This is a genomic window from Chryseobacterium sp. ISL-6 (genome assembly GCF_018613715.1).
Classification (GTDB): domain Bacteria; phylum Bacteroidota; class Bacteroidia; order Flavobacteriales; family Weeksellaceae; genus Chryseobacterium; species Chryseobacterium paludis.
In genome coordinates, this window is record NZ_JAGGPT010000005.1 from 1 (window position 1) to 24,243 (window position 24,243).

At 32.8% G+C, this 24,243-nt stretch carries 24 protein-coding genes; 7 read left to right on the top strand and 17 right to left on the bottom strand.

Annotated features, from left to right (window positions below; all coding sequences use genetic code 11):
• Positions 1 to 1,882: Ig-like domain-containing protein (locus J7E44_RS07605; protein WP_251040525.1), on the bottom strand; the 1,882-nt coding region annotated here is incomplete at its 3' end.
• A 283-nt stretch (positions 1,883 to 2,165) separates the two neighbouring features.
• Positions 2,166 to 2,993 (bottom strand): translation elongation factor Ts, encoded by an 828-nt coding sequence (gene tsf, locus J7E44_RS07610; protein WP_214827400.1) that lies wholly within the window; start codon positions 2,991 to 2,993, stop codon positions 2,166 to 2,168.
• A 145-nt stretch (positions 2,994 to 3,138) separates the two neighbouring features.
• Here tsf and J7E44_RS07615 point away from each other — a divergent pair, with 145 nt between their 5' ends.
• Positions 3,139 to 3,837, top strand: coding sequence for a DUF6759 domain-containing protein (locus J7E44_RS07615; RefSeq protein ID WP_214827404.1), 699 nt, complete (start codon positions 3,139 to 3,141; stop codon positions 3,835 to 3,837).
• A 59-nt stretch (positions 3,838 to 3,896) separates the two neighbouring features.
• Here the strand turns inward: J7E44_RS07615 and J7E44_RS07620 are convergent, their stop codons facing one another.
• A complete protein-coding gene (locus tag J7E44_RS07620) occupies positions 3,897 to 4,853 on the bottom strand; it encodes an acetyl-CoA carboxylase carboxyltransferase subunit alpha (protein WP_214827407.1) in 957 nt (318 codons plus the stop codon).
• A gap of 47 nt (positions 4,854 to 4,900) precedes the next feature.
• Positions 4,901 to 6,412 carry a glutamate--tRNA ligase gene (gltX, locus tag J7E44_RS07625; RefSeq protein WP_214827410.1) on the bottom strand — a complete coding sequence of 504 codons (1,512 nt, stop codon included), beginning with the start codon at positions 6,410 to 6,412 and terminating at the stop codon, positions 4,901 to 4,903.
• Between the two features lie 382 nt (positions 6,413 to 6,794).
• On the opposite strand from gltX, the gene J7E44_RS07630 reads away from it, so the two are divergent.
• From J7E44_RS07630 to J7E44_RS07640, 3 genes are all read left to right on the top strand, one after another.
• Entirely contained in the window at positions 6,795 to 8,225 is a 1,431-nt protein-coding gene (locus J7E44_RS07630) for an MAC/perforin domain-containing protein (protein WP_214827413.1), read from the top strand.
• A gap of 113 nt (positions 8,226 to 8,338) precedes the next feature.
• Positions 8,339 to 9,136, top strand: a complete 798-nt coding sequence (locus J7E44_RS07635) for a glycosyltransferase (RefSeq protein WP_214827416.1) — start codon at positions 8,339 to 8,341, stop codon at positions 9,134 to 9,136.
• Positions 9,137 to 9,140: 4 nt separating this feature from the next.
• Entirely contained in the window at positions 9,141 to 9,797 is a 657-nt protein-coding gene (locus J7E44_RS07640) for a glycosyltransferase (protein WP_214827419.1), read from the top strand.
• On the opposite strand, the gene J7E44_RS07645 is transcribed toward J7E44_RS07640, so the two are convergent.
• From J7E44_RS07645 to pdxA, 11 genes are all read right to left on the bottom strand, one after another.
• A complete protein-coding gene (locus J7E44_RS07645; protein ID WP_214827422.1) occupies positions 9,794 to 11,101 on the bottom strand; it encodes a glycosyltransferase in 1,308 nt (435 codons plus the stop codon). The two genes, J7E44_RS07640 and J7E44_RS07645, sit on opposite strands and share 4 nt — an antisense overlap.
• A 106-nt stretch (positions 11,102 to 11,207) precedes the next feature.
• On the bottom strand, positions 11,208 to 12,263 hold the full coding sequence (locus J7E44_RS07650; protein ID WP_214827425.1) for a glycosyltransferase: 1,056 nt from the start codon (positions 12,261 to 12,263) through the stop codon (positions 11,208 to 11,210).
• Positions 12,253 to 13,218 (bottom strand): WaaS/CpsH family glycosyltransferase, encoded by a 966-nt coding sequence (locus J7E44_RS07655; RefSeq protein ID WP_214827427.1) that lies wholly within the window; start codon positions 13,216 to 13,218, stop codon positions 12,253 to 12,255. Before J7E44_RS07655 ends, J7E44_RS07650 begins: the two co-directional genes overlap by 11 nt.
• Positions 13,219 to 13,221: 3 nt before the next feature.
• Positions 13,222 to 14,205 carry a WaaS/CpsH family glycosyltransferase gene (locus tag J7E44_RS07660; RefSeq protein WP_214827432.1) on the bottom strand — a complete coding sequence of 328 codons (984 nt, stop codon included), beginning with the start codon at positions 14,203 to 14,205 and terminating at the stop codon, positions 13,222 to 13,224.
• A gap of 4 nt (positions 14,206 to 14,209) precedes the next feature.
• On the bottom strand, positions 14,210 to 14,971 hold the full coding sequence (locus J7E44_RS07665) for a glycosyltransferase family 2 protein (protein ID WP_214827435.1): 762 nt from the start codon (positions 14,969 to 14,971) through the stop codon (positions 14,210 to 14,212).
• Between the two features lie 2 nt (positions 14,972 to 14,973).
• The gene (rocD, locus tag J7E44_RS07670; protein WP_214827438.1) at positions 14,974 to 16,224 is read right to left on the bottom strand and encodes an ornithine--oxo-acid transaminase; all 1,251 of its coding nucleotides are present in this window, start codon (positions 16,222 to 16,224) and stop codon (positions 14,974 to 14,976) included.
• A 103-nt stretch (positions 16,225 to 16,327) separates the two neighbouring features.
• The gene (gene accC / locus J7E44_RS07675; RefSeq protein ID WP_214827441.1) at positions 16,328 to 17,683 is read right to left on the bottom strand and encodes an acetyl-CoA carboxylase biotin carboxylase subunit; all 1,356 of its coding nucleotides are present in this window, start codon (positions 17,681 to 17,683) and stop codon (positions 16,328 to 16,330) included.
• A 93-nt stretch (positions 17,684 to 17,776) separates the two neighbouring features.
• Positions 17,777 to 18,256 (bottom strand): acetyl-CoA carboxylase biotin carboxyl carrier protein, encoded by a 480-nt coding sequence (accB, locus tag J7E44_RS07680; protein ID WP_214827444.1) that lies wholly within the window; start codon positions 18,254 to 18,256, stop codon positions 17,777 to 17,779.
• A 125-nt stretch (positions 18,257 to 18,381) separates the two neighbouring features.
• Positions 18,382 to 18,585, bottom strand: a complete 204-nt coding sequence (rpmF, locus tag J7E44_RS07685; RefSeq protein ID WP_034681046.1) for a 50S ribosomal protein L32 — start codon at positions 18,583 to 18,585, stop codon at positions 18,382 to 18,384.
• Positions 18,586 to 18,654: 69 nt separating this feature from the next.
• Positions 18,655 to 19,182 (bottom strand): YceD family protein, encoded by a 528-nt coding sequence (locus J7E44_RS07690; protein ID WP_214827447.1) that lies wholly within the window; start codon positions 19,180 to 19,182, stop codon positions 18,655 to 18,657.
• Positions 19,183 to 19,266: 84 nt separating this feature from the next.
• Positions 19,267 to 20,358, bottom strand: a complete 1,092-nt coding sequence (pdxA, locus tag J7E44_RS07695) for a 4-hydroxythreonine-4-phosphate dehydrogenase PdxA (protein WP_214827449.1) — start codon at positions 20,356 to 20,358, stop codon at positions 19,267 to 19,269.
• A 49-nt stretch (positions 20,359 to 20,407) separates the two neighbouring features.
• Here pdxA and J7E44_RS07700 point away from each other — a divergent pair, with 49 nt between their 5' ends.
• Genes J7E44_RS07700 through J7E44_RS07710 form a run of 3 tightly spaced genes read left to right on the top strand, consistent with a single transcriptional unit; the run spans position 20,408 to position 23,143 of the window.
• Complete coding sequence (locus tag J7E44_RS07700) at positions 20,408 to 21,004, top strand: riboflavin synthase (RefSeq protein WP_214827452.1); 597 nt, start codon at positions 20,408 to 20,410, stop codon at positions 21,002 to 21,004.
• Positions 20,994 to 22,448, top strand: a complete 1,455-nt coding sequence (locus J7E44_RS07705) for a sensor histidine kinase (RefSeq protein ID WP_214827455.1) — start codon at positions 20,994 to 20,996, stop codon at positions 22,446 to 22,448. Before J7E44_RS07700 ends, J7E44_RS07705 begins: the two co-directional genes overlap by 11 nt.
• A complete protein-coding gene (locus J7E44_RS07710; RefSeq protein ID WP_214827457.1) occupies positions 22,448 to 23,143 on the top strand; it encodes a tRNA1(Val) (adenine(37)-N6)-methyltransferase in 696 nt (231 codons plus the stop codon). The genes J7E44_RS07705 and J7E44_RS07710 overlap by 1 nt, the downstream gene beginning before the upstream one ends.
• Here J7E44_RS07710 and J7E44_RS07715 read toward each other — a convergent pair whose 3' ends face one another.
• The gene (locus J7E44_RS07715; RefSeq protein ID WP_214827459.1) at positions 23,144 to 23,854 is read right to left on the bottom strand and encodes a cell division ATP-binding protein FtsE; all 711 of its coding nucleotides are present in this window, start codon (positions 23,852 to 23,854) and stop codon (positions 23,144 to 23,146) included.
• Between the two features lie 157 nt (positions 23,855 to 24,011).
• Positions 24,012 to 24,170 (bottom strand): 50S ribosomal protein L34, encoded by a 159-nt coding sequence (gene rpmH / locus J7E44_RS07720; protein WP_034681061.1) that lies wholly within the window; start codon positions 24,168 to 24,170, stop codon positions 24,012 to 24,014.
• Positions 24,171 to 24,243: the final 73 nt, after the last annotated feature.

Sequence of the window (24,243 nt, forward strand, 5' to 3'; positions counted from 1 at the left end):
CATCTCTTACAATAAAAGGAATGACCGTTAAGTTTACCGTAATAGTTTCACAGTCAATGAATTCTGGTGCATTTCCGCAGAATGTATATACAATGACATCAGGTCCTAAATAACCAGATGTGGGATTGTAGGTAATAACACCTGTAGAAGCGTTTATGGTAGCTGTTCCATGAGTTGGTGCTGTTAAAATTGAAACCGTACTTGGAACAGGAGTTTGTGTTGAACTTGAAAAAGCAGGTGTGATTACTTTAGTAGCACAAGCATTTACATTAATTGTTGTATTCTTAACACAATTGAAAACTTTATATACTGGTGTTGTTACAGTAGGGCATGTTCCCATTCCTACATTTACAGTATAATTTCCTGGTTGTGTAGGCGTGTAAGTATTGGTTGTAGCACCAGGAATAGCAACTCCATTTAGATACCATTGGTAGGTTTCATATCCATCATCAACTTCCAATACAATACCTGGTATACACTCTCCTGTTTTTTTAGCAATGACAGGAATGGATGAAAATCCGGCAAAGTATCCTCCATATCCTGCAGTATTGAAACCACCATTTACCCCTGCTGTTACAGCTTTGGTAGAAGTAATGGATAAATTTCCTGCAATTCCCTCAATGGCATAGGTTTGCCATTGGGTATTTCCGGTTAAAGGATAAGGGCCTTGCGCCGCTGTGGGTGGTGCTCCATTTACTAAAACAGTTGCACCAGTCTCCGTTAAAATATTTAATTTAAGACCTATAGTATTTGTTGAAATAGTAGGCATTTCGTTAATCTTACCGATTTCGTCAATTTTTCTGGGTAGAAAACAGTTTAAAGGTGGGATATAATTAAATCCACAGGTTGCATTACTGCTTCCAACTGCTACGAATTGATATAAATATACTTTTTTAGAAGTAGAAATAAACATATTAGAATGTGTTCCGGCGCCAGTTTGTGTTACATAATTGGTTTCATTAATTCTGTACCATTGTCCCGCATTTATTGATGCTGCTGCTGTAGTGGAACCATTTAGGAATATATCTGTGTTGTCTTCTACTGCGATAATAATCCCGCCTTCCATGTTTTCACTTGGAGCAGTTGATCTGGTTTTAACCATAGCAAATGTATTACCAAGTCTTTCTACCGGAACAGATTGATCGAGAACAGGATCTGAGCCTCCCGGGCTTCCCATTCCAAAGTTCCCATTACAGCTTCCATTGGTAAGGGAAATAGGTTTGTCTGCTACTACTTTAGCTCCAATAAATCCTGTTAGGTTTGCATTTACTCCACCATCACCAGCAAATAAGAATGATTGTCCTTTATTTAAAGTAAAAGTATGAGAATTCCCGGCAGGTGTTCCTCCAAAAAAGGTTACACCTATGCCATTCCATGTTACCGTAACAGTTGTATTATCTTCTGTAGCAAGAATTCCTGCTGTAAAATTATAGAGTGTGTTGGTCGAAGTGTTTGGGCTGGTTGCCACAAAAAACTCTTTACCAATACCAGCTTTTCCTTTACTTGTAATAATTTCTCCATGGGCACTCTGTGCCATTCTTAAACTGCAATAATAAGGTTTGTCTCCCTTAAGATACAGACCTTTATTAATGACTTTAAAACCATCAGCAGGAGTGCTGGCGGAAATTATATCATTATCAGTAATAGTATAAACCTTTGGATCACCTTTGCTAATTGTAAGTGTAGTAACTAAGGCATTATCACTGAAAATTTGCACATCAAAAGGAGTTACTGAATCTGTGGAAAGGTACAAGGCATTAGTATACTCGCCAACATTGGAATTGGCATAAAAAGGTGCTATCCAATGTTCTGTATCTCTTTGTGCAAAGACTGTATTAACTGTAAAAAAAACCAATACTAAACTGAGTAGAAATCTTTTCATAAACTTGGGAATTAGGATTTCTACAAATTTAAAATAATATTTGATATATTATTAATAAATAATAAGTGAAAGTGAAAAAATATTCTTGATTCTTTATTAAAATCTATATAGAATAGAAAACTTGTAATTTTATTGAGTCTTTTTCGTAGTATATAGCTTGATGAAGGATACTCACTTTTAAATTCAAATATAATTTTGATTGAATTTCTAGATTTTTCTACCACTAATAAAAAATCCCGATGAAACTTCATCGGGATTTTTATGTTTCTTTTAAAAGATTCGATTAGCTTAAGCTTACTCTTACAAATCCTGTAACTTTTAGATCTCCGTTTACAGATTTTACATAATCAGCAACAGACTGGCTTCCATCTTTAATAAAAGCTTGGTGTACCAAAGTATTTTCTTTGTAGAATTTCTGCATTTTACCTTTCAAAATATTGTCGATAATATTTTCAGGTTTTCCTTCTTTAGTAAGAAGTTCTCTTTCAATCTCTAATTCCTTGTCAATAGTTTCCTGAGAAACCATAGTCTCGTCTAGAGCGATAGGGTTCATTGCAGCAACCTGCATAGAAACAGCTTTAGCAGCTTCGTCAGCTCCATCTACTTTAGTAGAAAGAGACGTAATTGCAGCAATCTTGTTTCCAGCATGGATGTAAGCTCCTAGGTAAGGACCTTGAATTCTTTCGAAAGCACCAATTTCAATTTTTTCACCGATAACTCCTGTTTGCTCGATAAGTTTATCAGCAACAGTGATTCCGTGGAAATCAGTAGCAAGAAGCTCTTCTTTAGTAGCAGCAAAAATCGCCATTTCAGCTAATTCATAAGCTAATTCAATGAAAGCTTCGTTTTTAGCAACAAAGTCAGTTTCAGAGTTTAAAGAGATAATAACACCTAAAGTATTATCCTCGTTTACTCTAGCAATAACTGCTCCTTCTGAAGATTCTCTGTCAGCTCTGTTAGCAGCAACTTTTTGTCCTTTTTTTCTAAGGATATCTACTGCTTTTTCGAAGTCTCCTTCTGCTTCAACTAAAGCTTTTTTGCAGTCCATCATACCTGCACCTGTTTGGTTTCTCAATTTTGCTACGTCTGCAGCAGCTGGTGTATAAGACATAATATCTATTATTTTTTTTATTAAGATTACTTTTGATTTTTTAGTTTATTTTTGAGCAATGCAAAGATAATGATTTTAATGACAAACTAAAAAATGACTTTTTACGTTATTTTAATACTTAATAATTTATTTAAATGCTTCGTTAATGAAAAAAATTTTTCTACTTATATTTTTATGCATTTTTACACTTGGTTTTTCTCAGAAAAAGAAAAGAGCCAAATCTAAGGCTGTTGTGGAAAAGGAAACGCTCATCATATACACAGAGCAGGACGCTGAAAGCTCAAAAGAAGCGAGAGTTATTGCCGGTTTTTTAAAGCAAAATCCAAATCATGCTAAGACTGATTATTTCAAAAGAAAACTAATCGAAATTATCATGGCAGATAATTCTCCGGAAGCAAAACCAACGATTAAACCTATTAGTAAAGAGAAGATTGAGAAGATTGTTAAAAACAATGAATTAAATAGTGGAAAGACTGTAGCTGTAAACTCAGCACCCACATCGCCCGAGAAAAAAGTGAACTATGCAAGCATTAGTGGTAGTAAGAAATCTGAACCAAGTGAGGAGAATAAAAGAACAGCTGCAATGTTGACACATATTTTCAGTAATGATGCCAGTTTAAATGAAGCGTATATCAATATTAAAAACAGGTCTTCTTGTAATTTAATAGTAAAAATCAGTGGAAAAAAATATTACAATCTGACTGTTCCGGCAAAAGGGCAGAATTTTATTCTCATAGATAAAGGAGAGTATGTATTAACAACAATGGTTTGTGATGCAAAATATTCCTCAATCAAAAAGATAAGTAAGGATATTGAAATAGAATTGAATGTATCTGCTGAATAAAATGATTGATTACAGATATGAAAAAAGGTTAAGAATCAACATTCTTAACCTTTTTTATTTTATCCTTTAAATTGCCCCATTGCAATAAATTTTTCTTGTCGCTGGGTCTCAAGTTCTTGTCCTGTAAACTTCGAGAAAGCTTTTATATTTTGCAAAATAGAACTTTTTAAGTTCAGATATGCTGTTTCTGGATCATAATGTGCCCCTCCAAGAGGTTCTTCAATAATACCATCAATAAACTTTTCTCGTAAAGCATCTTTTGGCGTAAGATTTAAAGCATTGGCAGCGTCTTCTTTGTGATCCCAGTTTCTCCACAGAATGGATGAACAGCTTTCCGGTGCAATTACAGTATACCATGTATTCTCTAGCATATATACCTTGTTTCCTACACCAATTCCTAAAGCTCCACCACTAGCTCCTTCGCCAATAATATAAGTGAAAATTGGAGTTTTCAGCTGAACCATTTCAAAGATGTTTCTTGCAATAGCTTCCCCTTGCCCTCTTTCTTCAGCTTCCAGTCCTGGATATGCACCAGGAGTATCAACCAAAGTTACAATAGGAATATGGAATTTCTCAGCCAATTTCATCAGCCTTAAAGCTTTTCTATATCCTTCAGGATTTGGCATTCCAAATCTTCTAAACTGTCTTTCTTTCGTTGTTCTCCCTTTCTGAGTTCCTATGATCATCACTTTATGACCATCTAGGGTAGCTAAGCCTCCAACTAATGCTGGATCATCCGCAAAATTTCTGTCTCCGTGAAGTTCCAGAAAACTACCTTTATCTGTAATCCCTTTAATATGGTCTAATGCATAAGGACGATCAGGATGACGAGATAACTGTACTCTTTGCCAAGGAGTAAGATTCCCATAGATCTCTTTTTTCTTTTCTATGATCTTGTCCTCAATTTGACTACATGCTAATTTTACATCAACACCACTTTCTTCTCCTACTAAAGAACATGTTTGGTATTGATCCATTAATTCTTTTATAGGAAGTTCGAAACTTAAATATTCCATTCTTGAAGTAAATTTAATCTTTCAAATTTATGAAAAATTATGAGACTCTATTTAAAATTATTAATAGCATTGTTTATTCTTGCTATACTTTCTTCTTTTCCAAGTAGTTCTAAAATATCCGGGACATCAGGTCCTTTTAATTCTCCAACTAAAGCTAAACGAAGAGGCATCATCACTTTTCCCATTCCTAAGCCCTTATTTTCGGCAAAATCATGGACAGTTTGTTTTAAAACTTCAGCTGCAAATACCTCAGTACCATTGAATACATTGGCTAATTCACCCAATGTTGCAGAAGTTTCATCATTCCATGCTTTTTTAGCTGCCTTTTCATCATAAGAATCTGGAGCGACAAAGAAAAACTTTCCGTTTTCATAAATGTCCTTTGGGAAAGTAGCTCTTTCTTTCATCAAATGAATTATTTTGATCAGTTTTTCGTCTGAAATATTTGAAATGTCAAGATCTGTATTTCTTAAAATCGTTAAAATTTCTTTGTCGGATTTTAACTGAATATATTGATGGTTGAACCATTCAGATTTTTCTTTGCTGAATCTCGCACCTGCTTTGTGAACTTTATGAAGATCAAACTCTTTAATCATTTCCTCTAAAGGCAGGATTTCTTTATCATCAGCAGGAGACCATCCGAGTAAAGCAACCATATTAATAAAAGCATCCGGAAGATATCCGTTTTCTCTATAACCTTTAGAAATGTTTCCTGTTTCCGGATCTTTGAAATCTAATGGAAATACAGGAAAACCGAATTTGTCACCATCTCTTTTACTTAATTTTCCTTTCCCCTCTGGTTTTAGAATAAGTGAAAGATGAGCAAACTGCGGAGCATCCCATTGCATTGCCTCATATAATAAAGTATGTAAGCCTAGAGAAGGTAGCCATTCTTCCCCACGAATAACATGGGTTATTTCCATTTCATGGTCGTCAATTACATTAGCAAAATGATATGTTGGCATTCCATCATTTTTAACTAAAACTTTATCATCTAAAGTATTCGTATTGACAGATGATTTTCCACGAATGATATCCTCAAGATTTAAAGTCCTGTCAACTGGCATTTTAAATCTTACAACATAAGGTGTTTTTGCATCCAGTAATTGTTGCAATTCTTCTTCGGAAAGAGCAAGACTGTTTCTTAATCGATTTCTGGTTTTGTTGTCATATGAGAAAACATCTCCTTTTGCTTCATACTCAGCACGAATGGCGTCCAGTTCTTCAGGGGTATCAAAAGCAAGATAAGCATAATCAGTTTTTAATATCTGCTCTGTATACCTATCATAGATGTCTCTTCTTTCAGACTGTCTATAAGGAGCAAATTTCCCTCCTTTTTTAGGACTTTCATCAGGAATGATCCCGCACCATTCTAAAGCTTCTTCAATATATTCTTCAGCTCCCTCTACATACCTCGCTGTATCTGTATCTTCAATTCTCAATACAAATTCACCACCTTGGTTTTTAGCAAAAAGATAATCATATAATGCGGTTCTTACACCTCCCAAATGCAAAGGTCCCGTAGGACTTGGAGCAAAACGTACTCTTACTTTCTCCATTATCAATTTAAATTTTGTGCAAATTTACTTAAAACCAATTGAAGTGGCATTAAATAAAATTAACCTTTTGATGGATATAACCAAGATTGTCATATAGTAAAAGTTTTTAGATGGTACATGTGCTCTATTTATTTTTTTTCTTGTTGGAATTAACTGAAATTTTTAGGATAAATTTTAAGAAAACCATCATGATGATTAATAAATGGAAATAAAAGCAATTACGATTTAACTTTTTTTCCTTTAATTCAATGAATCGTGATGATAATTTCATTTATTGTAAGTAGTTGCATGGGGCTGTAAATTCCTTTTTTTGTGATTTATATCATGGGGTTATTTTTTATCACTACGGAAAGAGTTTTATCTTTGCAGAAAATTTTAAAAAATGATAAAAAAACAATTTTCATTTTGCATTAGTGCCATACTATTACTTTTTGTAGCTTCATGTTCTACAGAAGAACTTAATAATGAGACTACACCGGAAAATCTGAATCGTCTGAATCGTTCAGCTGCTGGGAAATCTGCAGGAGATGGGGTGTATGATGTTTTAGGGCATGGTTTTAATGCAACTGGCGAATATGCAAATGCTAATTCAGCAGGATTTCAGGTAATTGATATAACTAGATTAAAAGCTGAACAACCTGCTAGATTGGTGGCTGAAAATGTAGGTACTCAGGAATATAAAGAAGAATATGGTGAAAATGCAGAATCTTATTCTAAAATGGTTTCAACTAAAGTGGGAGTTACTGCAGGATTTCCATTATTTAAGAAAATTCTTTCAGCATCTTTTAATTTGTCTGTAACAAATAATAACAAATTTGATGCTAAGTATATTTATGGAAGTTATAATCTTACTATCAAGCAGAAGAGATTAAGATTAAATTCAACGGTTGATGCTTTGTCAAATTATTTAACTCCAGAATTTACACAGGATTTACAAACCAAAACTCCACAACAAATCGTTAATGATTATGGGACTCACGTATTAATGGATATTTATACGGGAGCGAAAATGGATATCCTATTCCAATCTGAAACGACCAATGAAGATCGTGAATATGCAGCTAGAGTTGGAGTTAAGGTAGGAGTGGCATCTATTTTTGATGCTAATGTGGACAATGATGTAAATACTTCAAGTTCAAATAAAAATTATTCTAAAAAATTAGCATACAAAACAAGAGGGGGAGATCCGTCAAAAGGATTGATGGGAGATTTAAATTTAGATCAAAGCAATCCTAAAATCAACTTTTCAAACTGGCAAAACAGTTCTACGCCTAGCAATTCTGTTTTAGTGGACTTTGGTAATAATGGATTAATACTTATTTATGATTTAGTAAAAGATCCAGCTAAAAAAGCTCAGCTTAAGGCATATGTTGATCAATATTTAATTGATAACAAAGCGTCTTTAGATTTTACAACATCAATGTTGTATGGTTATAAAAATGATGCAAGTAGTGATCATTATTTCTCTTTTGAAACTAATCTACAACCGTCTAGTTATTGGACAAACGAAGGACCGACATTTAGAGTATTTAAATATAAAGCACCAAATACAGTTCCTATTTATGCTTATAAGAGCACTTCTGGAACAGAGCATTATTTTTCAAAAAATAGTACTATACAACCGACTTCTTATTGGAATGAGTATATGGGGATTGCTTTTTATGCGTATAAAGAAGCTGGTGCAGGAAGAGTTGCAATCTATAATTATAAGGCAAGGAATACGGGTGATCATTATCTTTCTACATCTCCAAACTTAGGTCCATCTAGTTACTGGGTTAATGAGGGGATAGAATTTTATGCTCCAACGAACTAATTTAATAGTTGTCACATAAATATTTAATTCTATAAATAAACTGCTGTCAAAAAACTTGACAGCAGTTTATTTTTAAAATGTATTTTTGCAACATATAAAAATTGAAGCTGTAAATGAAAAAAGCAATCTGCCTTTTTATAGTCGGAGAGAAATATCAGAAATTGTTTAATAAAAGCAAAGTTCAATTTGAAAACTATGCCAAAAAATGTGAGGCAGATATCGTGATTATTGATAAGCCTTTAGATGAAACTTTTTTTCGACCTCTTTTATCTCAAAAATTATTGATTCCCTCAAAAACAGAGAATTATGATATTGTACTGTTTCTAGACTTGGATATTGTAATTTCAGAAGAAGCTCCGTCTGTTTTTGATTTTCTTCCGGAGGACAAGTATTTTGGTGCCGTTTTGGATCCAAGAGGAACAGAAGAATTTGATAAAACTTGGGGGCATATACCAAGAATATTGGAGGAAACGAGTGAAAAATATTTTACAGATCGCCATTTTGAAGCCCATCCTTTATTACAGGGAAGTATAAATGGAGGTGTTTTTGTTTTCCGGCCAAAAAGAGTAGCTGACATTTATAAAAACTATTATTTTTCAAATCATAACCAAGGAGCATTAAATAGTTTTGAAGAGACTCCTTTTGCTTACTTTTCTCAGATTAACAACTGGTTTGAAGCGCTGCCTGCAAAATTTAATACTCAGATTTTATACAAGATAAAAGGAACAGCAATTGGTCATCAAGTTGAAATTAGTGAAAAAAATATTCCCAAATTCTTTAGAAAATATTATTATAAGAAAAAAGGAAATTGTTTGTATCCAACAAGACAGTATAAAAACTTTGTAAAACGCATTATTGAAAACAATTTTTTCATTCACTTTTCGGCTAATTATCCTATAATATATAATTAATCTTATGAGAATACTTTCACGTTTATTTAGTTCTTTTATTACCATATCCTATGGTATAACTGTGTGCAATGAATCTAAAGAACTAAAAAAGCTCTTAGATACTTTGTTACCTTTAATTGATAAAAATGATGAAGTTATTGTATTGAGAGACATAACAAATCCTGATCAGAAAGTGGCTGAAGTATTAGAAAATTATAAACCGTATATTAAAATAGTGGAAACTAAATTGAATGATGATTTTGCGGCATTCAAAAATAATCTTATTAAATATACCAAGTGCGAATATCTTTTTCAAATTGACGCAGATGAATATCCTACTAAAGATCTTATAAGAACACTTAAGACTTATTTAAGAAAAGAGAGGAAGGGAGATTGTTTTTTTGTGCCGAGGATCAATACAGTTGAAGGAATTACAAATGAGTACATCCAAAAAATGAACTGGAGAATAAATGAGGATGGGTATATTAATTTTCCAGATTATCAACCCAGAATTATTAAAAACAATAAAAAAATATTCTGGAAAAATAGAGTTCACGAGACTTTTTATGGATATAAAAGAATCAAAGAAATGCCAAAAGATTACCACCTTTGCTTAATCCATGCAAAAGATTTTGAAAGGCAAAAAAGGCAAAATGATTTTTACGATACTCTTGCTGATTAATCCTCCCAAAAATATTTTCTGTTTTTACCAGTTAATTTATTTTTAAAATTTTTGAATTGTAATTTTATTTTTACAAAGGATAGGTTACGCAAAATATCGATTTTATCCAATAAAATTTTATTTTTGTCTTCTAATGCTTGATACTCCAATTTCATCAGCATAATTTTATTTTCTATATTTTCTGTTTTTTTTGATAGCATATTAGTTTGAATATACTCTAATCGTCTTTTCATCTTATGCCCTATAGACAGAGAATTAAAACTCTGCATATCATCTTGAGCTCTCTTTCCAATTTTTTTTGCCTCATTAGTATGACTAAAAACAAAATTCATTAATTGAGCAGCATGCAAGATATTTGGATCTGCCCAAAAAAAGCCTTTTTGTAGTTGCCCAATATTCTCTGTCAATTCTACCATTTTATATTCTACAGAAAATGAATTATTAATATTCATAAACTCCAAATTGCCTGAATAACCTGTTGCAATTACTGGTTTTCCAAGAGCCATTGCCTCTGCAATGGTTAATCCAAACCCCTCAGATCTATGCAATGATATATAACAATCACATTGGTCTATTAAAGATAACAACTGCTCTCTCCTTAGCATTTCTTCGATTATAATAATATTATTCTGCTGCTGTATTCTGTTTAAAAGTGTCTCCTTATCCTTAGGAAAATAGGTCGGAATGGACGTTTTGATTACTAATTGAACATGCTCATTATCTGAAAAAGCCTTTTCAAAAGCATCTATGATAGCAATAGTATTTTTTCTTTCCAGATGACTATTGTAATCAAACATGAAAAGAAATGTAAACTTATCCTTACTAAAATCAAATTTCTTGATTTTATCTATGTCAGATTCTTTTATTTCAATAATATGAGGAATATTAATAACAGGAATCGGGGACTTTTCTGCTATTATCTTTTGACAAAAAGAGGATGGTGTCCAAATTTCATTAAAAAGATCAAAATATTCATTGTAACTATCTGGGAATTCGGATAGTTCCCATGCCCAAAAACCTATATTATATTTGTTTCTAAAAAAATCTGCACCTTTTTCTTTAAAAAATGCAGGTATAGTATCTGGGTTAATATGTATAATATTTATATCATAAATCGGATGTTCAGAGAGATTTTCTAAAGAGGTGTCATTTAACCTATCTTGAAGATTAAGATTGAAGTTTATAGCCACATAAGGTATGGACACTGCTTCAAAGGCCTTTATATTACCCCTTATTGCTTCTCCAAAACCAATTTCCGCTTTAAAAAAGCCGCTAATATTTACTCCGAAATTACTTTCAGTCATCAAATTTTAATTTATTTTGTAAAAATAGAATATTTAATAAGATTGTTAAAGTTCAATATTTTGAATTTGTAAATTTACCTTATTGCTAAATGTAGATGAGCCCCTGTTACTTTTTATAATTGGCTTGTGGTATAATTTTATTCCAAATAGTTACTGTGTCATTTTCTTCATTTGCGATATTATAATTTTCTAAAATAAAACTAGAAGCGCTATTTCCTTTTTGTAAAATTTCATGAGGATCTTTTTCGTATATTTTTATAGATTCTTCTATTTTTTCTACGAACTCAATAATATTCCCATCTTCAACATAATTTGAGAATTCATCCTTGAAATACTCTTTGCCTCCCTGTCCCCTATATCCTATAACATAACAGCCACAGGACATTGCCTCTACAGGAGGTAATCCAAAGCCTTCTTTATGATTAAAACTTAAAAAGAAAATACTCTTTTTCATTATATCAGCTACTTCATGCTCTGATTTGTTATCTATAGGAACAAGCTTCCAACCATGTAAAGAGCCTCTCTGTTTTAATATAGAAATCACTTGCGTAACATCATCACCTAGCTTTCTAGGCATAAAACAAATTTGTTTTTCTTTATTTTCAGAATAATTAAAAATGTTATGATCAACTCCTAACCTCATTTTTAAGATGTTGGATGCTGAGAAAGCCAATTTCATGTAAGAAAGAGCATCTTCTGATGCGACAATAGTTGCTAGTGTATTAGGGTGATTATAAGGATTGATTTTGTAATCTTCGTAAATGGAAAAATATCCAAAAGTATAGTAACAATTTTGATTGAAGATAACTTTTGGAATATCAGGTTCGATAGAATGTATCTGAGGTCCATAAATTTCAGGAAATACAAGAATAGCATCTTTTCCAATTTTTTCGCTTCTTTGTTGTAGTAAGAATAGTGTTAGTTTTCTGAAAAAATTGATACTTTTATCTTTATATAAATATTTTAATTTCTTAAAAAGAAGTGGGCTGTATTTGATAGGTACATCAATATTAAACCAAGAGTCTTTTTTGCCAATCTTTTTATGCAATATATATGCACTAAAGCCATTTTTATTTAGTGTTTCTACCTGACGGTAGATTTGTTTAACTCCTCCACTGGCAAATTTATTATTTGGGCAGATGAAATATATTTTAGTTTTCATTAATGGAAAGTATCGTTTTTATCCAGTTTTTAATGTAATATTTTTCTTTGATCCACCCAGCAGGTTCTTCATAATCAGCTGTAATAAATTCTTGTGGAATATTAAAATTTCCTATGTTTTCGATGATTAGAATATTTTTAGGATTATAAAAATCATAATGTACGATTTCTTGATTGGTTGTAATAAGCTTTTTTTGTAATCCTATTGCCTCATAAGGTCTGAAAGATAGTCCTTTTTGATGCGGATGTGCTATATCCAGTATAATTTTACTGTCCAAATAATAACTGTAAGATATTGAAAAAGGAATAATTTCACTGATAACTTCTATTGTTTTTGGTAGATTTTGTTTGATAGGCGTCGATTTATACGTGAAAATTCTACCTTTTGCAGAAATACTATTTCTGTTAAAATAATTGAAAAAAATTAGGGTTTCTTCTATTCTTTTATCATATGTAGCTAAATAGCTCACATCATACTTTATTATTGAATCTTTATCTTTAACAAAGTAAAAATTTGTAACATGCTTTAGATTATATTTTTCGCAATCATCAGAATCAAAACTACAGCATATGTTAAATTTATTAATATATTCTTCTTGAGATGGGATTTTTTGAATACTGTCCCAGAATAAAGCGATAGAGTATTTAGAGTTTTTTATTGCTAGATCAAAGTCTTTTTTGCTTAATACATCAGGTCTATTAACTAACAATACATCATAATATGAGCTACTAATGACAGATTGAATGTGTTCATTTCTTTTTATATTCTTTAAATTTTTACCTAAAAATGTTTTAAGGAAAAAATTATAGATTTTTTCATAGATGTTTTTATATTGATAAGGAAGAGTAGAGTTAATATGTACTACCTCATAATCACTGTAATTTTTTAATCCTTCAAATACGACTTCATTAAAGCCGTAATACCCTGGAGCTATAAACAAAAGCTTCTTTTTCATAGTCTAAATATTCAGGTCAAATAATCTCTTTACCCAGTTGTCAAGTGTATAATAATGATAAATTTCATCAGGTATCTTTTCATAAGGCTGATTAAAGAAGTGTTCAGTAAGATTACTACAGGTTTCATCAAGAACCAAAATATTATTTGGATTATAGAAATCATAATCCTTAATGAGCTGATTGTCTGTAATAACTTTTTTTTCCAATGCCATGGCTTCAAATACTCTGAAACTTAAACCGTGTTGGTTTTCACGGGTCAAGTCAAGCAAGGCTTTAGAGTTTTTATAATAATTAGGAAGATCTTTATGAGAAACCTTTTTGATACCAAAGATTATTGATAAATTCTCAGGAACGGTTATAAACAGGTTTTTTAGTTGGTTTTTCCAACTTTTCTTTCCAATAATCATTATTTGAAACTTTAAGTTCAGTGCAATTAATTTTTTTGCCAGTAACTTAATGTACGAGACCCTCTTATTGTCATATGATGTGATATAGAAGAGATCTATCTTGGGATTTTGTTGTTCAAAGGAAAGATGATCCAGATAAATATAATTGGTCAGTTTCTCAAATTTATGTTTTTTAATATCAATAGCGTCAAACGAGAACACTTTGTCAAAAAGATCAAGTTTTTCATCTTCAACAGGAAATCTTTCAAGGCTATCATAGAGATAGGTGATTAATCTATAACTATAAGTTTTAATTTCTTCTAAAGTTGATATATCAAAGGCATCAGGATTCAAAACTAAAATTTGATCCTGGCGGCCTAATTTTATTAGAGAATCCAAAACAAACTGTTGCCTTTTTTCTGTTTTTAGATTTTTATTTAAGAAAACCTTGCTAATTGCATTAGTTGCTCTTTCTTGAAAATTAGAATGGGTAACATTGGCAATTTTGATATGATGTGCATCAATACCTTTTTTGCATAATGTTTCTACAATATGTTTATCATAACCCCAAAAATCATAACTAATTACACAAATCTTCATTCAACTAATTTTGTTCCCTTTTTAACGATTCATAAGTTTCATATACGCTTAACGCCTGTAAATATGAAAGTTGATACCCCTCTTTGCCATCTAATATTCCTAACCGCAAAATGTATGCCTTGAAGAATTTAAATGCTGTTTTAGTATATTGTGTTATTGTAGTAAATTTTTTCCCCTTATTTGATAACTCCTGGCCCTTTAAAATTCCGTAATGAATCATCTTGTGTTTGTAGGACTCATAATCTGAAACGGAAAAATGGAGTAATTTATTTTCCAATTCACCAATTGTTCCTGAAACGTCCAATGTTTCATGAACTTTTTTCTCTGAAATATATCTTGCTTTTGATCTTCTGAAAAGTCTAAAATTTTTATCAGTTTGAGTTCCCGAAAAATGAATAGGCTTTCCTGCAAAAAAGAATTTTCTATAAAAATAATAGGCATCCTTTTTATCAGATTTATTGAGCTCATTAATAATTTCAGCTCTTAATAGTGGCGTAATTCTCTCATCACCATCCAAAAATAAAACCCAATCATTTTTAGCATGATCCAGAGCCAGATTTCTTTGTTTTGTAAAATCTTCAAAGACATTCTGGATTATTTTTACTTTAGGATTAGCATCAGCAATTTCTAAAGTTTTATCACTACTAAAAGAGTCAATAATAACAATTTCATCGCAAAAATCAAAACATTCGAGTACTTCCCGAATGTTTTTTTCTTCGTTATAGGTTATGATTAAGCCACTTACTTTTTCAGTGAGTTCAGGCATATTTATTTTTTGAAATCTAAAATAGTTTTTTCGATAATTTTCACACAATCAAGTAAGTGCTCTTCAGTGATTACCAATGGTGGTGCCAATCTGATGATATTTCCGTGAGTTGGTTTAGCTAGCAATCCGTTTTCTTTTAATTTCAGACAGAGATTCCAAGCTGTAGAACTATCTGGTGTATCGTTAATTAAAATAGCATTTAATAAGCCTTTACCTCTAACTTTAGTAATCAAATCAGATTTTTCAATTAATTTTTCGATCTCGCTTCTGAAAAGTTGTCCTAATTGCTCGGCTCTTTCAGATAAATTCTCATCGGCAACAACATCTAAAGCTGCAATTGCAACCGCACATGCTATTGGGTTTCCACCAAATGTTGAACCGTGTTGACCAGGCTTAATGACATTCATGATTTCATTATTTGCTAAAACAGCAGATACTGGATACATACCACCTGAAAGCGCTTTTCCTAAGATTAAAATGTCAGGTTGTACATCTTCATGATGGCAAGCGATCAATTTTCCTGTTCTTGCGATACCTGTCTGTACTTCGTCAGCAATGAAGAGAACATTATGTTTTTTACAAAGCTCAGATGCATTTTTCAGAAATCCATCATTTGGAACATAAACCCCAGCTTCTCCTTGAATAGGTTCAACTAAAAATGCAGCAATATTTCCTGCTTCCTTGCTTAGTACTTCCTCAAGTGCAGCAATGTCATTATATGGGATTTTAATGAACCCGGGTGTAAAAGGTCCATAATTCTGATTAGCATCAGGATCATTAGAGAAAGAAACGATCGTTGTTGTTCTTCCGTGAAAATTATTTTCACATACAACTATTTTTGCAGCATTTTCAGAAATTCCTTTTACTTCATAACTCCATTTTCTGGCAAGTTTTACCGCTGTTTCTACAGCTTCTGCTCCAGAATTCATAGGTAATACCTTGTCAAAGCCGAATAGGGTTGTGATTTTCTCTTCGTATTCTCCTAAGTTAGAATTGTAAAATGCTCTAGAAGTTAAAGCTAATTTTTTTGCTTGATTTACTAAAGCTTCTACAATTTTAGGATGAGAATGCCCTTGGTTAACAGCAGAGTAAGCTGAAAGAAAATCATAATATTTTTTGCCTTCTACATCCCAAACAAAAACACCTTCTCCGCGGTCTAAAACTACGGGTAAAGGGTGATAGTTATGTGCTCCATGTTTGTCTTCAAGGTCAATAAAATACTGTGAGTTTTTTTCTGTTTCTACTGTTGACATATTCTTTTGGTTTTGTACAAAGTTAATAATTTAATATGATAAGGCATAAAATAAAAAACTGCCTCATAATGAGACAGTTTCTGCTTTTTTATATAAAATAATCCTAATGATTATCGTATTTTCTATCCATTACAAAACTCTCCATGAATTTTGTGGTGTAGTTTCCTGCAAGATAATCCTCATCATCCATTAGTTGTCTGTGGAAAGGGATTGTTGTTTTTACACCTTCAATATAAAATTCCTCCAATGCACGTTTCATTTTAGCGATTGCTTCCTCACGGGTCTGAGCCGTGGTGATCAATTTTGCAATCATTGAATCATAGTTGGAAGGGATTGTATATCCTGAATATACGTGAGTGTCAACTCTGATTCCATGCCCACCAGGAATGTTCAATCCTGTGATTTTTCCTGGAGATGGTCTGAAGTCAGCATAAGGATCCTCTGCATTGATTCTACATTCGATAGAATGTAATTTTGGATAATAGTTAATTCCTGAAATAGGCGTTCCTGCAGCCAAAAGAATTTGTTCTCTGATCAGATCATAATCAATTACCTGCTCAGTGATCGGGTGTTCCACCTGAATTCTTGTATTCATTTCCATGAAATAGAAATTTCTGTGCTTGTCTACTAAGAATTCTATTGTTCCCACACCTTCGTAACCAATAAATTCTGCTGCTTTTACTGCTGCATCACCCATTTTCTCACGAAGTTCATCAGTCATAAAAGGAGATGGAGTCTCTTCAGTTAATTTCTGATTTCTTCTCTGTACTGAACAATCTCTTTCAGAAAGATGACAGGCTTTACCGTATTGGTCTCCTGCTACCTGAATTTCAATATGTCTAGGCTCTTCAATTAATTTCTCCATATACATACCTCCGTTTCCGAAAGCAGCTACGGCTTCTTGAATGGCAGATTCCCAATGGTCTTTAAGGTCCTCAGCTTTCCAAACAGCTCTCATTCCTTTTCCACCACCACCTGCAGTTGCTTTGATCATGACTGGGTATCCTGTCTCCTCAGCTACTTTTACAGCATGTTCATAGGATTCGATCAATCCATCCGAACCTGGTACACATGGTACACCAGCCGCTTTCATAGTTGCCTTGGCATTAGCTTTGTCACCCATTTTCTCGATCTGTTCAGGAGAAGCACCAATAAATTTAATACCATTCTTCTGACAGATTCTTGAGAAATTAGCATTTTCAGATAAGAAACCATATCCAGGATGAATAGCATCTGCATTGGTTATTTCTGCAGCAGCAATGATATTTGGAATTTTAAGATAAGAGTCTTTACTCATCGCAGGACCAATACAAACTGCCTCATCAGCAAATCTTACGTGAAGACTGTCTTTGTCTGCAGTAGAATATACTGCAACGGTTTTGATCCCCATTTCTTTGCAAGTACGAAGAATACGCATTGCAATTTCGCCACGGTTGGCTATTAATATTTTTTTGAACATCTTTCCGAAATTTTAAATTATAAATTTTGAATTTTAAATTATTTTAAATGAAAAGTATTCATCTAAAATTTATAATCTTTAATCTAAAATTCCTTAAGATGGATCTACCAAGAATAAAGGTTGGTCATACTCTACAGGTGTAGCATCATCTACCAATATCTTAACGATTTTTCCGCTGATTTCAGATTCTATCTGGTTGAATAACTTCATTGCTTCAATTACACAAACAATTTTTCCGTTAGAAACCTCGTCACCTACATTTACAAAAACATCTTTATCTGGAGATGGCTTTCTGTAGAAAGTACCAATCATTGGAGATTTGATAGTTACATATTTGCTGTCATCAGAAGCGGCTTCAGTCTTTTCAGTAGGAACGACAGGAGTAGCCGTTTGTACAGGAGCAGCTGCTTGCTGTGGAGCAGTATGGTAAACTGCAGGTTGTGCATAGTTCACTTCACTTCCTGCTAATGGAGTTTTAATAGTGATTTCGAAATCTTTAGTTTTGTATTTTACTTCTGAAACCTCAGCTTTAGATACAAACTTAATAAGATTTTGTATGTCTTTAATGTCCATAAATTTGATATTTGATTTTGGGTCAAAGATACCAAAAAAACATAAAAAACAACAAAAAACCGTCCAATTTTATCAAAATTGGACGGTTTTTGTATTAAAATGAGGTTTTTTTAAAAAATAGCCTCTTAGTTTTCTTCAGTAGTTTCCACTGTTTTCTCCAATACTACTTTACCTCTATAGTAAAGTTTTCCTTCATGCCAGTGAGCTCTGTGGTAAAGGTGAAGTTCACCTGTAGTTGCATCTTTAGCTAATTGAGGAACTACAGCTTTGTAGTGAGTTCTTCTCTTATCTCTTCTTGTGGACGACTGTCTTCTCTTTGGATGTGCCATTGTGTAATAACTATTTTAATTTGATGAGCGATGAGATTTTTTTCATCATCTCATCATATTTAAATTATTTTAATTTTTGTCTTTTAATTTTTTAAGCGCTTCCCATCTCGGGTCACTTTCGTGTTCTTCTTCAACCTCTTCAATATCTTTAGGACTGAATTGATCAAGAATTTCTAAATCTTCATCGCTTACGTTTGGAGATACTTTTTTCATTGGTATGGAAAGCATCACATTCTCGTAAATCAACTGTGCTACATTGAAAGCGTGGTCTGTGCTTGGAATGGTAATAACGTTTTCATCACTATCATCATATTCTTCTCCAAACTTTACCAAAACTTTAATTTCATTCTCTATAGGATAGTCGAATTCTGCGTTTGTAATATCACAAACCAATTCTACAATTCCATTGATTTTTATTTCAAATTCTAAAAAAGTGGTGTGCTTTTCTAGGAAAGCATCTACCGTAATTCTAGGATTTGTAAATTCCTGTTCAGTGTCAAATAATTGAAAGAACGATTGATCTATCTCAAATTTGAACTGATGCTTGCCGTTTTTTAATCCGGAAAAGCTTACGTCATAGTTTCTTAACTTGTCCATAAAATGAGTGTGCAAAAATATGCATTTTTTTTATAATTACAAATAAAATGTCAAACAAATTGTTTTAAAATGCGTTTGTTTTATTTACGCTTCGTTTTCATCAGGCAAATCTTCGTCTATTCCATTGTCTATAACCATTTTTCTTGGCTGCATTCTATTGCTCATTAGATCATTATATTCACTCCTGTTGTTGAAAATTTTAATTGCTGTAAAAATAGCCTCCGTAAAACTTTGCTCATCTGCAATGTTTTTTCCGGCAATATCATAAGCAACTCCGTGGTCAGGAGAGGTTCTTATAAACGGTAACCCAGCAGTATAATTTACACCCTCTTCATAAGCTAATGTTTTGAATGGTGCCAATCCCTGATCATGATACATTGCCAAAACGGCATCGAAATTTTTGTATTTATTGGGCTGAAAGAAACTGTCTGCAGGAAATGGGCCAAAAGCTAAAATTCCATTGTCTGACAGTTCTTTTATAGCTGGTCCTATAATTTCTATTTCCTCGCTTCCAATAACTCCGCCATCTCCTGAGTGAGGATTTAATCCTAACACAGCAATTTTAGGTTTCTGAATACAGAAATCCTCTATTAGAGTTTGGTTTAAAGCTTTGATCTGCTTTTTGATTTTCTCTTTGGATATGTTTTCTGCTACCTTGGCAATAGGGATGTGATGGGTAGAAACGGCTACTTTTAAATCATCAGTTACTAGAAACATTAGCCCTTTTTTATTGAATTTCTCTTCAAAATATCCGGTATGACCTGCGTGCTTGAAGCCCATTTTTACCATTTCATCTTTATTGATGGGAGCAGTAACAAGAACATCGATTTCTCCTTTTATCAAAGCTTCAGTAGCAGCTTCCAGAGAAGCAATTGCCATTTGGGTAGACTCTTCCGTTGGAACACCTAATTCTACATTGGAGTTGTCTTTTGCAAGGTTTACCATATTTAGCTTTCCGCCTTGCGCTTGTGAAGCTTCATTAATATAATTGAAATTAAGATTCAGTTTAAAAATATTTTTCTGATAAGTAAAAAGTTTTCCTGATCCGAAAATTATCGGAGTAAAAAAATCTGTAATTGTTTTGTCTTTCAAAGACTTCATGATGATTTCAGGGCCGATACCATTGAAATCACCTATTGAAATTCCTACTCGTACTTTATAGTTTTTTGGACTCATTTTGATTATCTTTGAAGATTATAATTTTACAAATTTAGCAAAAAATAATATGTTCACAGGAATTATTGAAGCAGTTGGGGTTATTGAGAAAATTGAGGAAAAAGGAAGTAATATTGATTTTACTTTAACCTGTCCCTTTACCAATGAATTGAAAATAGATCAGAGTCTGGCTCATAACGGTTGTTGTCTAACGGTTGTTGATATTAAAGATGACCAATATGTTGTAACAGCGATTAATGAAACATTAGAAAAAACGAATCTCGGAAATTGGAACGTTGGAACAGTTGTGAACCTGGAGCGCTGTATGAAGATGGACGGAAGACTGGATGGGCATATTGTTCAGGGGCATGTCGATAAAACGGGAGAGGTTGCAGGAATTGAAAATAAAGACGGAAGTTATTTTATTACCATTAAATATGACAATGAAGGAGGTTTTGTAACTGTTCCTCAGGGTTCAATTACCATGAATGGAATAAGTTTAACAGTAGCAAAAAGTGAAGATTCTCAATTTTCGGTAGCCATTATTCCTTATACCTGGGAGTTTACCAATATGCAACATTTAAAAATTGGAGACAAAGTAAATCTGGAATTTGATATAATTGGTAAGTATATTGCTAGGTTAATTAATAAACAGAATGGCAATTAATAAGTACAAAGGATATAGCTTGAGAAATCGTGTGTTTTTCGGTTTCTTGTTGGTATGTCTTTTAAGTGTAGTTGCTTCATCTCTTGTTCCTTATTTTGTTTTAAGAAGCAATTCATTACAGCAAAGTAAGATAGACATGCAGGAAAAAACCAGTGCTGTAATGAGATTTCTGGATTATGCTGTAAGTCGTACTATTCTTGAGACAAAAGATCTTCCACAAGTTTTAGGAAATAAGATTTTCGAAATTGCAGATATTAATCAACATGATATTGTTATTTACGATTTAAAAGGTCATTATCTGCTTTCAAATAAAGATGAGGGATTGATCTCACAAAAGTCAATTCCGGTAGATATTGTTAATCGAATACTGACAACTGATGCCAGAGTGGATATCAGGGGTTATGATCAGGCTAAAGATGCGGTATTTACTTCCTCTTATATGGTTTTAAAAAACAATGTTTTGGAGCCAATAGGGATCGTATATATTCCGCTTTATCATAATGAATCATCTTATCTGGAGGTGCTTCATAAGTATGTTAAATATATCCTTTTAGTTGACTTTTTCCTTATCATATTTAGTATATGGATCAGTTGGGTAACATCAAACAGTTTAGCAAAAAATATTACTAAATTTTCTGATATGATTACCCGGATTACTTTGTTTGAGAACGAAATGCGTCCGATCAGATATTATAAGAATGATGAATTGAATGCCTTAGCAAGAGCTTATAACAGGATGATCCTTCAGATTCAGGATCAAAAAGAAAGGCTTCGTTTCAAAGCATCTGAGGAAGCATGGAGAGAAATGGCAAAGCAGGTCGCTCATGAAGTGAAAAATCCTTTGACTCCTATGAAACTTACCATTCAGAATTTTGAAAGGAAATTCGATCCACAGGATCCCAATGTTACGGAGAGGGTGAAATTGATGAGTAAGACGATGGTAGATCAGATCGATTTAATTGCTACTGTTGCTTCAGCATTTTCAGAATTTGCAAAGCTTCCTGAAAAAAACAATGAGACAATTAACCTTAATGCAGAAATAGCGGATATTCTTCGGGTTTTCAGCGATGACAGTGTTTTCGTTCATACGAACAAATCCAATATTATGATTAATATGGATAAGATTTATCTTTCAAGAATCATTACAAACCTTGTTACCAATGCGAAACAGGCTCAAAGTGATGATAGGAAATTAATCATTAATGTCGATATAGAACAGCATCAAAGAAGGGTAATGATTTCTGTACAGGATAATGGGGTAGGTATTCCTGATAATATGTATGAAAGAATATTTGAGCCTAATTTCACTTCAAAAAATAGTGGAATGGGATTAGGGTTATCAATGGTAAGAAAAATGGTAGAAGATTATAAAGGTGAGATTTCTGTGAAATCGGAAGTTGATAAAGGTTCTACATTTACGATCACACTCCCCACTAACTTATAGTGAAACCTTTTAAGTTTAAACAATTTGATATTCATCAATCCCCGGAGGTTTTCCGTGTTGGGACGGATGGTGTTTTGCTCGGAGCTCTAGCCTATGTAACAGGTGTACGAAAAGTGCTGGAAGTGGGTACAGGGACTGGTTTAATATCATTAATGCTTGCTCAGAGGAACTCCGATGCCGAATTTTTAGGATTAGATATTCAGGATGTGGCTGTAAACCTAACTAAAACTAATTTTGAAAATTCTATTTTTAGAGCAAGATTAAAAAATACCCTTCAGGATTTTAAAACTTTCGAAACCAATGAAAAATTTGATCTGATTGTTTCTAACCCACCTTATTTTGAAGAGTCTAATTCTGCTAAAGATAAAGTTGCCCGACAAACTGTTGAGTTAAATTTTAAGCAACTGATTTCAAAAGCTTTTTCATTGCTTTCTGAAAATGGAATTTTCTCCGTAATTATTCCTGTTGAGGCCGGAAATGATTTTATGAAGATTTCTGAAGATCATCATTTGTTTTTAAAAAGGAGAATTGATATTAAAGGAATAGAAAATTCAAAGACTAAGAGATTAATCTTAGAATTTTCTTTGAATCAAAGTAATATTGAAGAAGTTGATTTTGTGATAGAAAAAAGTCCGAGAAAATACTCGGACCAATATCTGGAACTCACAAAAGAGTTTCATATTTTTAGTAAATAATTATTCAAATAATTCTGTAGTATCCAATACTGATACTTTTCCATCTTCACATCTGATAGCTTCCCCCGGGAAATTTTGAATCATATGGTAATCATGGGTTGCCATTACTACTGCAGCTCCGTTTTCCAAAGCAACCTGCTTTAGAAGGGTCATGATTTCATTTGAAGTTTCAGGATCTAAATTTCCAGTTGGCTCATCCGCTAAAATAAGATCAGGATGATTTAATAAAGCTCTTGCAATCGCTATACGTTGTTGCTCTCCTCCGGAAAGTTCGTGTGGCATTTTATGCTTTTTGCTTTTCATGTTTACGCTTCCCAGAACTTCATTGATGCGATCCTCCATCTTTATCTTATCACTCCATCCGGTAGCTTCAAGGACGAATTTTAAATTCTTTTCTACGGTTCTGTCTGAAAGCAATTGGAAATCCTGGAAAACAATTCCTAATTTTCTTCTTAGATTAGGAATGTCAGAGGTTCTCATTTTAGCAAGATCAAAACCTACTACATCTCCATGTCCTGATGCTAAAGGAATATGTCCATACAGTGTTTTCAAAAGAGAGCTTTTTCCTGATCCCGTTTTTCCAATAAGATAACAGAATCTTCCTTTCTTAATGTTTAGATTAACGTCGGAAAGTACAGTGAAGCTTTTTTGGGCAATTTTTGCGTGCTGCAAAGTTATAATGCTATCTCCTATGATATTTGTATGTGGCATAATTCAATTTTAAAAGGGCTATTTCTAAAGAAAATCTTTTCAGATTTTAAAAATAGAAAAAAGAAACCTAAAGAACCTAAATTTTAGTAAATTTTAACAACAAAAAATGCCTGAAAAACTTCTTTTCAAGCATGATTTGTATATGATAATTTTGAGATTATCTCTTAGCGCGTGCAGCACTGATCGTTAAACTCTTTCTGCCTTTAGCTCTTCTTGCAGCCAAAACTCTTCTACCGTTTGGCGTTGACATTCTTTCTCTGAAACCGTGTTTGTTTCTTCTTTTTCTTTCTGATGGCTGGAATGTTCTTTTACTCATTACTATATATTTAAATCGTAATTATCTATTTATTTTTCAGGTTGCAAAGATATATATTTTTTTAGAAGTTACA